A 12,630-nucleotide genomic window follows, 5' to 3' on the forward strand; every position below is an offset into this window, starting at 1 on the left:
CAGCTTCTGTCCGTTGCGCGGCAACGGGATTCGCTCGGACTTGGACAGATCTTGGACAGGTTCCCTCCTCCGGTAGCGCGTGCGGGCACGGCAGCGATCCCGGTGCGGTCGAAGGGTTGTCCCGATCAGGAAGGGGTACTGCGATGATCACGCACTGACCGCGGCCGCGGGCCCGGCCGGCGAGGTTCAGCCGGTCGGGCTCCATCGGATGCCGTAGGCGAAACCGGGCGCGAGATGGTCGAACCGCAAATGCACCTCGCCTGAGCCGTCCGGGTGCACCACGTCGCCGCGTGCGCCCAGATCGCGTGCATCGTCTTGAAAAACGCGGTCCAGCCGCACGATTTCCGGCGGCGGCGCGGCCGGAAAGCGCACGTGGAGATCGAACTGGTCGACCGGATGCCGCGGCACGCACACGTAGTGCGGATGCCGGAATTCCGCGCGGAACCGCAGCGCGAGGTCGTGCGTTTTCCCGCGCGGCAGCGGATCGGCCAGCTGCAGCGCCAGGCCGACCCGGTCGTTCGACTCCATCGCGCGGCGGACGAGCGTGCCGCCGTGGAAGACGTCGACGTCCAGATCGCTTTCCCGCACCGGCCCGGAGGTCGCGGACGTGGTGGTGAGGGTGAGCGCGAGGTCCAGTTCGGCGATCTCGTCGGCGTCGGCGACGATCCGCCGGAACTCGAACACCTCGGGCCGATCCTGGTCCAGCGCAAGGGAGACGCGCAGCAGCTCGGTGTGCCAGCTGCAGTCGGGCGCGGGCCTCCGGTCGCCCTCGCGCGGTCCGGCGAGGGCGAGCTGCGCGACGTGCTCGATGCCCTCGTCGATGCGCCGCCGGATCGTGCGGTCGTCGCGGTCCAGTTCGCGCGCGGCCCAGTGCACCCGCTCTTGGTAGAACGGCTTGCGCGCCGGCTCGTGCATCGCGAACGCCGCGAGCACGGCGATCCGGAGGTCGTCCGGGAGCGTCTTGGCCAGCGGTTCCAGCACGTGCGCGAGCCGGTCGCGGATCTCCACGTTTTCCGCGTGGTCGGGAATCCCGCACACCTCGCGCAGGACCGGGCCGACCCGAATCCCGAGCGGGGTGGTGAATACGCCGCGCCCCTTCCGGAGCACTTTCAATTCCGCGACCAAGTCCGCCGCGTTCGGTTCCACCCGTTCCTCCCTCGCGTCTCCCCGCCCGCAGCCACTGTTCCGCAATGCGGGCGGGGATGTCCAGCCTTGCCCGGCATCGGCGCACGGACTGTGACCGGAATGATTTCCCATTCCCGCGTCCGGCTGGTGCGGCCGGGTTTATCCGCGGCCGAAATTCGCTCGGATGGCGCATTCCCGAAACGTCGGGTGACTGCTTCCCATTGCTGACGTCCGGTGTCTCGTCCGTGTTGCTGGCGGAAGGTCAGCTGTCCTCGCCTGGCGGTTTGTGATCTCGTAAGCTGTGTTCGCGGCCTGCCGGGCATGCTGCACTGGCCGCCTGGCTCGCCGAAGCCGAATGCTTTTCACCGCACGCCCCGGCGGTGCTTCGCTCCCGCGCAATCCGGCTCCGGCGCCGCCCGCCGTTTCCGGTTCACGGGATTATGCTGGAAACAGGAAACTCCTTCCCCGATTACTGCACGGCCCCGCATTCTCGGGACGAGCCGCCGATCAGGCGGGCGGAAATCCTCCGAAGGAGTGGTCGTGAAGGTCATCTGTTCGTTTTCTCTGCTGGTGCGGGCCGCGTTGTGGCTCGCCGGGGTCGCGCTCGTCTCCGGGCTGGCGCTGAGCCATCCGGGCGGCCCCGCGCCGGTCGCGCCGCCGGTGCCGGCGCGGACCGCGCCGTGACGAAACCGCGGTCCGGTTTCTGCCGGATCGGCATACTGGCAAAGGAAAGAAGGTGGAGGCGGATGACAGCGCGCGCGACGTTCGGGGCGGAACTGCGGCGGCTGCGCGCCTCGGCCGGGCTGTCGCTCACCGAACTGGCCGAGCGGGTGCATTACAGCAAGGGGTACCTGAGCAAAGTCGAAACCGGTCTCGCGGCCCCGAATTCCGCACTCGCCGCCTTATGTGAATCCGAATTTGGCACTCCCGGTGCGCTTGCTGCACTGGTTCCCGCGGAAACCGGCAAACGACGCACCCGGCCGGACCTCCGCCCGTCCGGCCTCCCGCCGGTGACCGCCGACTTCACCGGCCGCGACGCGGAATCCGAAGCCGTACGCCAGATTCTCGCATCGGACGGCGGCGTCTGCGTCATTTCGGGAATGGGCGGGGCGGGGAAGACGGCACTGGCGGTCCGGTGCGCATACCGGCTCGAAGCGTCCTTCGCCGACGGCAGCCTCTTTCTGGATCTGCGCGGCACCTCCGACGATCCGGTCGCGCCCGCCGACGCACACGACCGTCTGCTGCGGATCCTGGAGGTGCCTGCCGAACGGATCCCGGCCGACCCCGACGACCGCGCCGCGCTTTTCCGCACCTGCCTGCGCGGCCGGAGTTTCCTGCTGGTGCTGGACAATGCGGGCAGCACCGGGCAAGTGCGCCCGCTGCTGCCCGCCGAACCGAAATGCCGGGTGGTGATCACCAGTCGTTCCCGCCTGCCCGCTTTGGACGAAGCCAGCCACCTGTCGCTCGGCGTCCTCCCGCCCGGCTCCGCCGCCGAACTAGTCGCCGCTCTGACCGGCGCGCCCCCCGATGCCGCACTGCGGATCGCCGGCCGCTGCGGCTGTCTCCCGCTGGCGATCCGGATCGCCGCGGCCCGGCTGCGCGCCCACCCGGCGTGGGACGTCGCGGAACTGGAACGCCGCCTGACCGGCGAGACCCGCCGGCTGGGCGAACTCGACGACGGCGAACGAAGCCTGGCCGCCGCGTTCCGGTTGTCGGTCCGCCAATTGGACCCGCCGGAAACGCGGTTGTTCGGCTTGCTCGCCCTGCATCCCGGCCCGGACTTCGACGTCACCGCCGCGCAAGCGCTGGGCTCGCTGGATTCTTCGACCGCGGAGCGCCTGCTCGACCGCCTGCACCAGGCTTACCTGATCACCCAGCCGCAGCTGGGCCGGTACAGTTTTCACGACCTGGTAAGGGTTTTCGCCGCCTCCGGCACGCCCGACCAGGACGCTTTCGACCGCCTGGCCGATTTCTCCGTCGCCGCCGCGGAACGGGCGGACCGGGCGATGAGCGGCCCGCGGTACCGCCCGGAGGTGACGTACCCGCCGGGCCTGCCGAAAGCGGAGTTTCCGGACCAGGAGAGCGCGATCGCCTGGTTCCGCGCGGAATGGCCGAACCTGGTCGCGCTCTGCCGCCGGGCGGGAGAGTCGGAACGCTGCTGGCAGCTGGCGTTCTTCCTGTGCGGATTCTTCCACCTGGCCAAATTGTGGGACCCGTGGATCGCGACGCACCGCTGGGCGCGCGCCGCCGCCGAGGCCGTCGGCAACCGCTGGGCCGCCGCCACGACCACCGCGAACCTGGGAATCGCGCACGCCGACCGCGGCGACCTGGACGAGGCCTCCCGGTGCTTTCGCCAGGCTCTGCAAGAGTACCGGGACCTCGGCGACCGCCACGGCGAAGCGACCGCGCTGGCGCATTCCGCGTGGGCAGAGCACTACCGGGGCAACCACGAACAAGCCCTGCGCGAATTGCGCTCCGCGGCCGATTTCTACGCACTGACCGGCAACCGGCGCAGCGGCGCCATCACGGCAAGGGGTGTCGCGCTGGTCCTGACTGCGCTGGGGCGGCCGGGCGAAGCCGCCCGGCTGGTGGAGGAAACCCTGGCGGTGTTCGGGGAGCTGGGGCTGGAACTGGACGTCGTAATGGGGCTGAACTGCCTGGGGTGGGCGAGATTCCGGGCCGGGGACCATTCGGGAGCCGAGGCGGCTTACCGGGAAGCTGCGGTGCGCGCGGAGGCCTGCGGGAGCACGCACGAGGCGGCGCGCGCCTGCCTGGGGCTGGGGAATGTCGCCGCGGCGCGGGGAGCGGCGAGGGAGGCTGCGTCGCAGTGGGAGCGGGCCGAGGCCGCACATCCCGGCCTGGATCCGGTGACGGTGGGGGAGGCGGCTGTACGGGCGGAGTTCCAGTGAGGATCGTTGCGCCTTTCCCACGGACTGGGCGGAGGCATGGGGTGGTTCTGCGGCCGTGCGGGTGGAGGTGTGACCTGGCGATCAGATCCGGCTCAGGCATTCACAGCGGCAGTTCCGCTCAGCCGCCACGATGCGGGCATTCGTCTCAGCAACGTGCTCGGCTCGATTTCGGCTAGACGAGACCGAGGCCCTGCGCAATCCAGCTCCGTTCAGCCGCCACGACCCGGACGTTCGCCCCAGCAACGTGCCTGGCCCGTTTCCGGCCAGACAAGACCATCGCCCTGCGCAGCTCAGCCCCACGGCCCAGGCATTCGCCCCGGCAACGAGCCCGGCTCGCCTCCGGCCACACGACCGACGCCCTGCGCAGCCAGCTCCGCTGAGCCGCCACGACCCGGACATTCGCCCCAAGCAACGTGCCTGGCTCGCTTCCGGCCACACGAGACGGAGGCCCCGCGCAGCCCAGCTCCGCGGTTCGTGATCGGAAGGCCGCACACCGGATCCGAATTCGCCGTGCTCGGCATCGACGGCTTCGTCGGCGGTCGCTCTCCGGCCAGGGTTCGATTGTGGGCGGCGCGCGGGAGTGTGCCCGGCGTCTCTGCCTGGCGTGGCCGGGCTTTCGGGCCGGACGGGTGCGTGTTGGGATGGGCGGATGGGATCGTCGCCCGGACCGGTTGAGCAGTTGCCACGCGTGGCGGGGTTCCGGGCGCTGATGTTCGCGTTGCCTCCGGTCGGGCGGCGGTGGTCGGCGGGGTTGCGGGCCGCGGCGGCGGTCGCGGTGCCGGGGATCGCGCTGGTGCTGGCCGGTGCGTCGGCCTCGGCGTTGTTCGTCACGCTGGGGACTTTTGCGGTTCTGTACGGCGAGGGGCGGCCGTACCGGGTTCGGGCGGGCGTCGTGGCGACTGCCGGAGCCGGGTTGCTTGCGGCGGCTGCGCTGGGTGCTTCGGTGGGGACCGTGGTTCCGCCTGGGCCGGTGTCGGTACTGGTGGTCTCAGTGGTCGCGGTAGTGGCGACGTACGTCGTCGACGCGTTGCGGCTCGGGCCGCCGGGGCCGTTGTTCTTCGCGCTCGTTTGCGCGGGTTCGCAGGCGGCGGTCGAGGCGGGAGCCCGGCCGTGGGTCGTGCTGGGGTGTGCTGCGGCAGGGGTCGGATCGTCGATCGTGGTGTCGATGGCCGGGGTGCTGGCCGACCGGGCCAAACCGGAGCGGACGACCGTCGAACGCGCGGTGCGGGCGGTCGACGCGTTCGTCTCGGCGGAGCAGAAGACGGCGGAGGCGCGGCACGCGGCCGGTGCCGCGGTGTCCGCGGCGTGGACTGCGCTGCACGACGCGGGACATCCGCGCCGGGGCACGAAACCGGATCTGGTGGCGACGTTGCTCGCTGCCCACCGGCGGTTCGCGGACGCTTCGCCGGGGGAGTCGGTCGAGCTGCCGCCGGGGAAGCTGCCGTTGCCCCGGCCGGGAATCGGGTACCGGTTGCGGCGGGCGGTTCCGTTGCGTTCGCATGCCGCGTTGACGGCGTTGCGGGTCGGAGCCGGTTGCGTGGTCGCCGGAGAGCTGGCGGTGGCAGTCGGGTTTGGACGGCCGCATTGGGCGGTGCTGAGCGCGCTGGTGGTGCTGCAGCAGGGATTGGACCGGCGGCGGACGAATGTCCGTGCGCTGCACCGGTTCGTGGGGACCGCGGCGGGGCTGGTGCTGTTCGGGCTGGTGATGATGGTCGCGCCGTCCGGGATTGTGCTGATCTTGATCCTGGCGGTGCTGCAGTTCTGTGTGGAGCTGGTGGTGCCGCGGAATTATGCCGTCGCGACGGTCGTCATCACGCCGCTCGCGCTGCTGGCCGCCGGGGTGGCGAGCCTGCCGGGCCCGGTGTGGCCAGCGGTGGCGGACCGCTTCGCCCAGACGGCGATCGGGGTCGCGGCGGCGGTGCTCGTGCAGTACGCGGTGGTGCCGCGTGCGCATCGGAAGACGTTGGACTGGACCGGATCTCGCGTGCGAGCCGCCGCCCGTGCGGTGCTGGCCGGTGCGCCGGTCCCGAGTGCGGCTGCGCGCCGGGATCTCCAGTTCGAACTGGAAGGCGCGACCCGGGCCGGGGTGGATTCGGTGCACAACGAACCAGGCTGGGCCGCCGCGCGATGGCCTGCCCACGCGGCCCTGGTCCACGACGGTTACGACTTGCTGCAGGCCTGCTGGACGGTGCCGGAGGGCGGGTTGCGGGACGTCGAACGGTGGGAGCGTGCCTTCGCTGCGCGGTGACGGGGGTGCCTGTCAGGCCCGTTTGGGGGCAGGCGCTCGGGGACTTGCTCGCTCGAGGTGGGCGGCAGTCTTGGCGGGGGGCGAGTCTGGTGGGGGAGAGTTGGCGAGTGGCCACGGCGGGCGGGGCAAGGCTGCGAGCGGCGGCTGGCGAGGGGTTGTTTGCCGGGCCTGGCGGGATCGGGAGAGTCGTCTGGGGCAGGGGGCTGCGCGGCGGGCTCAGTGGGACGCGGTGAGGTTGCCGGGGATCGGGCTGTGCGCTGGGCCTGGCGGGATGCGGCGAGGTTGCTGGTGACAAGTTGCGCGCTGGGCCTGGCGGGGCGCGGTGAGGTTGCCGGGCACCGGGCCTGGCGGGGCGCGGTGAGCTTGCTGGTGACGGGCTGCGTGCCGTACCCGACGGGTGCGATGAGATAGCCGGGGACGGGCTGCGCGGCGGGCCTGGCGGAGTGCGGTGAGGTCGCCCGGGGCGGGCTGGGTGGTTTGGGCCTGGGCGGAGTGCGGCGAGGTAGCCAGGGGCCGGGCTGCGCGCCGGAACCGGCGGGGCGCGGTGAGGTTGCCGGGCTGCGCGGCGGCCCTGGCGGGATGCGGCGAGCTTGCCAGGGTTGGCTGGCGAGTGGCCGCGCGCCGGGCTGAGCGGGAGCCGAGTTCGCTGGGGATCGGCTGACGCGGGCACGTCCGCCAGACCTGGCGGACGTGCCCGATGACGTGCTCGCGGATGTCCGCCAGCCGGGCATGCGCTCCGGGACAAGCACCGATGCTCGCCGAATCCGTCGGGCCGACCCGCGAGCAGCGGCGATCGAGCCTTCTCCGCAGCGAGCGGCGGCCCGGAGCCTCTCGTGCCCGCACACCGGACAGTCGAGACAGGCTCCGACCCGGAACTCGCTGGCTACCGAGGACGCAGGGCCGCCTCGATCTCCTCCTGGTCCGCCTCGCCGGGGGTGATCGTGAGCGGGCCCGTGACGTCCAGCAACCCCGGATGCCGGACGGTCCAGCTCAGCACCGGAAGCGAATCCTTCGTGAGGTCGTGCGCGGACGTCACGGTGACGCCAGGCGTCGGGCCGCACGTGACGACATCCGCGGACGGGCCGCGGCCGTCGCTGTGGCAGAGGGCGGCTCGGCCGTCGGCGGACAGCGCCAGCAGGGCCGGGGTGCCGTCGGCGGTGACGGTCGGCAGGATGTGGTCGTAGCCGGCCATCCGGCGCGTCACCAGCCGGTGCACGCGTCGGCCCCGGATGCTGGTCATCGAGGCGGTGTAGGCGCGGGCGACGGCGTCGAGCCGTTCTGGGTCCACGGGCGTCAGGCTTCCTCCTCCGTTCGTTCCGGGCGGGTGGACCGGACGAACCAGGCCCCGGCCACCGCGACCAGCCCGATGCAGCCGGCGACGACGAAGGCCATCTGCAGGCCGTCGGAATCGGGGCTCACCGCGGCGTGTTCGGCGCTGCTGAGGGTCGCGACGCTGACGAACACGGCGGTGCCCAGTGCGCCCGCGACCTGTTGGAGCGTCGAGAGGATCGCGCTGCCGTGCGAGTAGAGGTGGTCGGGCAGGACCGCCAGCGCCTCGGTCATCAGCGGCGTCATCATCAGGCCGAGACCGGTCATCAGGACGATGTGGATGCCGATCACCGCGATCAGCGGCGACTCCGGGCTCAGCAACGAGAACAGCCACAGCGCGACCGTCATCGCGAGCGCGCCGGGCAGCACCAGCGGACGCGCGCCGACCCGGTCGAACAGCGCGCCGACCGGACGGCCGAGCAAGCCCAGCACCAAACCGCCGGGCAGGACGGCCAGGCCGCTGACGAACGTGGACTTGTGCAGGACGGTTTGCAGATACAGCGGCAGCAGAATCGCGCCCACGCCGATCAGGCACATGAACAGCACCGCGCTGAGCCCCAGCGCGACGGTGAAACGACGGTGGGTGAACGGCCGCAGGTCCAGCAAGGCGCGGTCGCGTTGCTGCAGGCGAAGCTGCCGCCACCCGAACACCGCCAGCGAAACCACGCCGACGACGATCGGCAGCCACGGCGGCATCAGCGCCGTCTCGGCCGATTCGCCCGCCGACGCCAGGCCGTACAGGACTCCGCCGAAACCGATCGCGGACAGGATCACGGAGAGGACGTCGAGCGGAACTGCGCGGGTTTCGCTGTCGATCCGCAGCTGCAGCATCCCGGTGACCAGCGCGGCCAGCGACAGCGGCAGCACGATGAAGAACATCCACCGCCAGCCGAGCGACGACAGCACCGCGCCGCCGATCGTCGGCCCGATCGCGGGCGCGACCGCGATGACGATGCTGATCGTGCCCATCGTCGCGCCGCGGCGCTCGGCCGGCACGAGCCGCATGACGGTGGTCATCAGCAGCGGGATCATCACCGCCGTGCCGCACGCCTGCACGACCCGGCCCGCCATCAGCAAGCCGAACCCGGGCGCGAGACCGCACAGCAGCGTGCCGAGGCTGAACGAGGCGAGCGAGAAGACGAACACCTGCCGCGGCGTGAACCGTTCGAGCAGGAACCCGGTCGTCGGGATCACCACTGCCATGGTCAGCAGGAACCCGCTGGTGAGCCACTGGATCGTGGTGGTCGGCACGGTCAGGTCGACAGTGAGGTCGCGCAGCGCGACGCTCAGGATGGTCTCGTTGAGGATCATCACGAACGCCGACAGCACGAGCACGCCGATCAGCAGCCCGGGCTTGGTGGGCGGCCGCTCCGGGGCCTTCGTGGCGGAAGACGAGAAGCCGCTCATGGGCGCACCTCGCCGGCCATCGCGCGGGCGGACGGGCGGACGAATTCAGGGGTCGCGAGCCGGGCGGCGTTGCCTCGGACGCTCACGACAGGCGCGAGGTCGGCGGCACGAGCGACGCGGGCACCGGCCGCCGGACGGCCGGGGAACGTCGGACGGCTGCCGGGGAAAGCTCTGCGCGCGGCTTCACCGGCCGCAGCGGACGGGATAGGGGACTGCTGGATCTTCACTTGGCCAGGATACGGATTTGCACCGACAAAACCGGCGGCCTTTTCTTCCCTCGGCCGTGGGCGGGACGCCGGACCGCGCTTCGGCTGGCGGCGGAAAAAGCTGCCCGACCAGCGGGCGGGCGGCTGATGTCAGGTCATTAAGCTAATCCGGAATCTCGTTCGCGGACGCCGCGCTCTGCTGGGGCCGCATTGCCGAATCCGGGACGACTGCGGGTACGACCACCGCGGCGGGGCGCTGCGGAGTTGGCGTGAAGGTCAGGAATCCGGTCGGCTGAGGTGCTCCACTGTGGAGTCGTTCCACTGTGGAACCGCGCTGCTGACCCCGGGGCAGAGAGCGGCCCGACAGCCGAGGCGCGGCATTGCGGGTCGTAGCGAATGAGGGGAATCCGGCAGCGAAGGTGCTGCGGAACCCAGGAAACAGCAACCAAATCGTCGCAGCGCTACGGGGGCCTAGCGAACGTTGCAGATCCGGTCAGCAGAGGTGCCCCACCGTGAACCCGCCGGCCGCCGACCTCACGGATTCATCGCCAGCACCAGGAATCCCGCCAGCAACACCAGATGCACCCCGCCCTGAAGTCGCGTAGCCCGCCCCGGCACCACGGTCAGCACACTGACCACCACAGTCAGCGCGAGCAGCACGATGTGCGTCGGCCCGAGGCCCAGCAGCAGCGGGCCCTTCAGCCACACCGAGGCGAGCGCGATGACCGGGATCGTCAGGCCGATGCTGGCGATCGCGGAGCCGTACGCCAGGTTCAGGCTGATCTGCATCCGGTCGCGCCGCGCGGCGCGGACCGCCGCGAGGGTTTCCGGGGCCAGGATCAGCAGGGCGATCACGACGCCCACGAACGACTGCGGCAGCCCGGCCGCGCGCACGCCCGCCTCGATCGCCGGGGATTCGACCTTCGCCAGCCCGACGACGGTGACCAATGCGATCAGCAGCAGAACAACGCTCACCAAAGTCTTCTGGAGGCTCGGCGGTTCCGCGTGCTCTTCCTCACGGGTTTCGCCGTCGGCGTCCACGGGGAGGAAGAAATCGCGGTGCCGGACGGTCTGCGTCATCACGAAAGTGGCGTACAGGACCAGCGACGCGCCAGCCGCGAAAGCCAGCTGTGGCGCGGAAAACGCCGGGCCGGGCGTACTCGCGGTGAACGTCGGCAGCACGAGGCTCAGCGTCGCCAGCGTGCCGACCGTCGCCAGCGCCGCCCCGCTGCCTTCGGGGTGGAAACGCGTTTCCCCGTACCGGCGCGCGCCCACGAGAAGCGACAGTCCGACGATGCCATTGGTGGTGATCATCACGGCGGCGAACACCGTGTCGCGCGCCAGGGTGTCGGCCTTTTCGCCGCCGGAAGCCATCATCGTGACGATCAGCGCGACTTCGATCACTGTCACCGCGACCGCGAGCACCAGCGAGCCGTACGGCTCGCCCACCCGGTGCGCGACGACCTCGGCGTGGTGCACCGCGGCGAGAACCGTGCCCGCCAACGCGATCGCCACCAGCGCGACCGGCACCGGACCCAGCGTGCGGCCCCAGGTGAGCGCCAGCAGGATCAGGGCGATCAGGGGCAGCAAAGTGGTCCAGGACAACAGATAACCGCGGACGCGCGCCATGCGCACACCCTGGCATATCGGACCCGCCGTCGCCTGGCATGCCGTGCTCGCGGGGGAGTGTCGCGTCCGAAATGGACACTCCCGGTCGCTCAGCTGGGGGGCGAAATTCACTCGTTCGGCGTACTGATCGCAGGGTTCCGCAGGTCGGCGGCGGGGTACGCGCGGCGCACAGGGGCGGTCGGCTGGAAAGGAGCCGGAAATGACCCGTGAGACGCAGATGGCCGGCGACCGCGCGATGCCTGCCGGCGGCGACGGCGCGGAGTATTCGTTCTGGCGCGAGCACACGCACATCAACCTGAGCCCGGTGGCGGCGCCGTCGATCCTGGGGCTCGCCGGGTTCGCGGTCTCGACGTTCATGGTGGCGGCGAACCTGGCCGGCTGGTTCGGCGACGCGACGACGACGCCCCTGCTGCTGGCCCCGTTCGCGTTCGCTTTCGGCGGCGTCGCGCAGTTCCTCGCCGGGATGTGGTCCTACCGGGCCCGCGACGCGCTCGCCACCGTCGTCCACGGCTCCTGGGGCGCGTTCTGGCTCGGCTACGGCGTTTACCAGCTGTTCGTCGGCCTGGGCGGGCTGCCTTCGACGTCGGCGAGCCCGGTCGCGGCGGCCGCGATCGGCTTCTGGTTCATCGGCCTCGCGGCGATCACCTGGACCGGCGCGGTCGCCGCGCTGGCGGAGAGCCTCGTGCTCTGCGCGCTGCTCGCGGTCCTCGCCTCCGGGGCGACGCTGCTGGCGATCGGCCTGATCGGCGACGTCGGCGTCGTGCGCACGATCGCGGCGTACTTCCTGCTCGGGTCGGCGGTGCTGGCCTGGTACGCGTGCAGCGCGATGGTGCTCGAAGCGGCGCACCACCGGGTGATCCTGCCGATGGGCCTGCGCGCGCCGCGACCCGCCCGGACCACGACAGTGCCGTGGCACCAGGCGATCCAGTTCGATCACGGCGAACCGGGAATCAAGGCGGGGCAGTGAATACGGCAGCCCCCGCCGAGGAGGTGACCACGGAATGAAGATGAGCACGGCGCTCACCGCGCTGACTCCGCGGGACCGCAAACTGCGGGAGAGCAGGCTGCCGATCACCGCCGAGTTCCTGGCCGGGGCCTGGCTGGTGGTCGCGGCGTTCGCATACAGCTACTCCTTCACGCTGTCCGCGACGGCCGGGTTCTGGAACAGCCTGGCGTGCGGGATCGCCGTGGCGGCGGTCGCGCTGGTCCGGTTCGGCCTGCCGGAACGGGCGCGCTGGCTGGGACTGGTCAACGTCGCGATCGGGTTCTGGCTCATCGCCGCGCCCTTCGCGTTCGGCTACCCGGTGGACGGCCATCGCGACGCGATCCGCACGAATTCGCTGATCGTCGGCGTGCTGCTGGCGATTTTCTCGGTGATCTCGGTGACCGTCGCCTACCGCAGGCACAACGGCGAATTCCGGGAGTAAGGAGGATGTACTGGCCGGTGCTGGCGGTGCTCGCGATCGGCGTGCTCGCCTTGGGCGGCGCGGGATTGCGTGCGCTCAAGGCGGTGTCGCCGGCCCGGAAGGAGACACTCGTCGGCTCCTGGCTGGTGGCCGCGTCGGGCGTGGTGTGGTGGGCGTCCGCACCCGCGGCCGGTGCGGTGTTCCTGGTGATCGGTGCAGCCGTCGTCTTCGGTGTGGCGCTGGCGGACGGGCGGCTGCCCTCGCGCTGAGAAAGCCGTGGTTTGCCGCGACCCGCGGGTGGTTACCCGGCCCGGACAAGGCCGGGCGGCTTTCGGCTGCCCGGCAACCGGCGGGTACGCGGGAGGTCGGTC

Annotated in this window: 11 protein-coding genes; 6 read left to right on the forward strand and 5 right to left on the reverse strand. The window is 71.3% G+C overall.

Annotated elements, in window-relative coordinates; translation table 11 throughout:
- Positions 1-186 precede the first annotated feature (186 nt).
- Entirely contained in the window at positions 187-1,146 is a 960-nt protein-coding gene (locus tag ACWGIC_RS29405) for a hypothetical protein (protein ID WP_452079165.1), read from the reverse strand.
- A 519-nt stretch (positions 1,147-1,665) separates the two neighbouring features.
- On the opposite strand from ACWGIC_RS29405, the gene ACWGIC_RS29410 reads away from it, so the two are divergent.
- The 3 genes from ACWGIC_RS29410 to ACWGIC_RS29420 all read left to right on the forward strand — a co-directional run bounded on the left by ACWGIC_RS29410 (position 1,666) and on the right by ACWGIC_RS29420 (position 6,282).
- The gene (locus tag ACWGIC_RS29410) at positions 1,666-1,809 is read left to right on the forward strand and encodes a hypothetical protein (RefSeq protein WP_452079166.1); all 144 of its coding nucleotides are present in this window, start codon (positions 1,666-1,668) and stop codon (positions 1,807-1,809) included.
- Between the two features lie 62 nt (positions 1,810-1,871).
- Positions 1,872-4,034, forward strand: coding sequence for an ATP-binding protein (locus tag ACWGIC_RS29415; protein ID WP_452079167.1), 2,163 nt, complete (start codon positions 1,872-1,874; stop codon positions 4,032-4,034).
- A 688-nt stretch (positions 4,035-4,722) separates the two neighbouring features.
- A complete protein-coding gene (locus ACWGIC_RS29420) occupies positions 4,723-6,282 on the forward strand; it encodes an FUSC family protein (protein ID WP_452079168.1) in 1,560 nt (519 codons plus the stop codon).
- Between the two features lie 883 nt (positions 6,283-7,165).
- Here ACWGIC_RS29420 and ACWGIC_RS29425 read toward each other — a convergent pair.
- The 4 genes from ACWGIC_RS29425 to ACWGIC_RS29440 all read right to left on the reverse strand — a co-directional run bounded on the left by ACWGIC_RS29425 (position 7,166) and on the right by ACWGIC_RS29440 (position 10,853).
- Entirely contained in the window at positions 7,166-7,570 is a 405-nt protein-coding gene (locus ACWGIC_RS29425; protein WP_452079169.1) for a hypothetical protein, read from the reverse strand.
- Positions 7,571-7,575: 5 nt separating this feature from the next.
- Complete coding sequence (locus ACWGIC_RS29430) at positions 7,576-9,018, reverse strand: MDR family MFS transporter (RefSeq protein WP_452079170.1); 1,443 nt, start codon at positions 9,016-9,018, stop codon at positions 7,576-7,578.
- A complete protein-coding gene (locus ACWGIC_RS29435; RefSeq protein ID WP_452079171.1) occupies positions 9,015-9,245 on the reverse strand; it encodes a hypothetical protein in 231 nt (76 codons plus the stop codon). Before ACWGIC_RS29435 ends, ACWGIC_RS29430 begins: the two co-directional genes overlap by 4 nt.
- A gap of 513 nt (positions 9,246-9,758) precedes the next feature.
- Positions 9,759-10,853 (reverse strand): calcium:proton antiporter, encoded by a 1,095-nt coding sequence (locus ACWGIC_RS29440; protein ID WP_452079172.1) that lies wholly within the window; start codon positions 10,851-10,853, stop codon positions 9,759-9,761.
- A 199-nt stretch (positions 10,854-11,052) separates the two neighbouring features.
- Here ACWGIC_RS29440 and ACWGIC_RS29445 point away from each other — a divergent pair, with 199 nt between their 5' ends.
- The 3 genes from ACWGIC_RS29445 to ACWGIC_RS29455 are packed head-to-tail and all read left to right on the forward strand — an operon-like array spanning position 11,053 to position 12,528.
- On the forward strand, positions 11,053-11,820 hold the full coding sequence (locus tag ACWGIC_RS29445; RefSeq protein WP_452079173.1) for an acetate uptake transporter family protein: 768 nt from the start codon (positions 11,053-11,055) through the stop codon (positions 11,818-11,820).
- Between the two features lie 34 nt (positions 11,821-11,854).
- A complete protein-coding gene (locus ACWGIC_RS29450; RefSeq protein WP_452079174.1) occupies positions 11,855-12,280 on the forward strand; it encodes an SPW repeat domain-containing protein in 426 nt (141 codons plus the stop codon).
- Between the two features lie 5 nt (positions 12,281-12,285).
- Positions 12,286-12,528 (forward strand): hypothetical protein, encoded by a 243-nt coding sequence (locus tag ACWGIC_RS29455; RefSeq protein WP_452079175.1) that lies wholly within the window; start codon positions 12,286-12,288, stop codon positions 12,526-12,528.
- Positions 12,529-12,630: the final 102 nt, after the last annotated feature.

Source organism: Amycolatopsis sp. NPDC054798, from assembly GCF_053611505.1.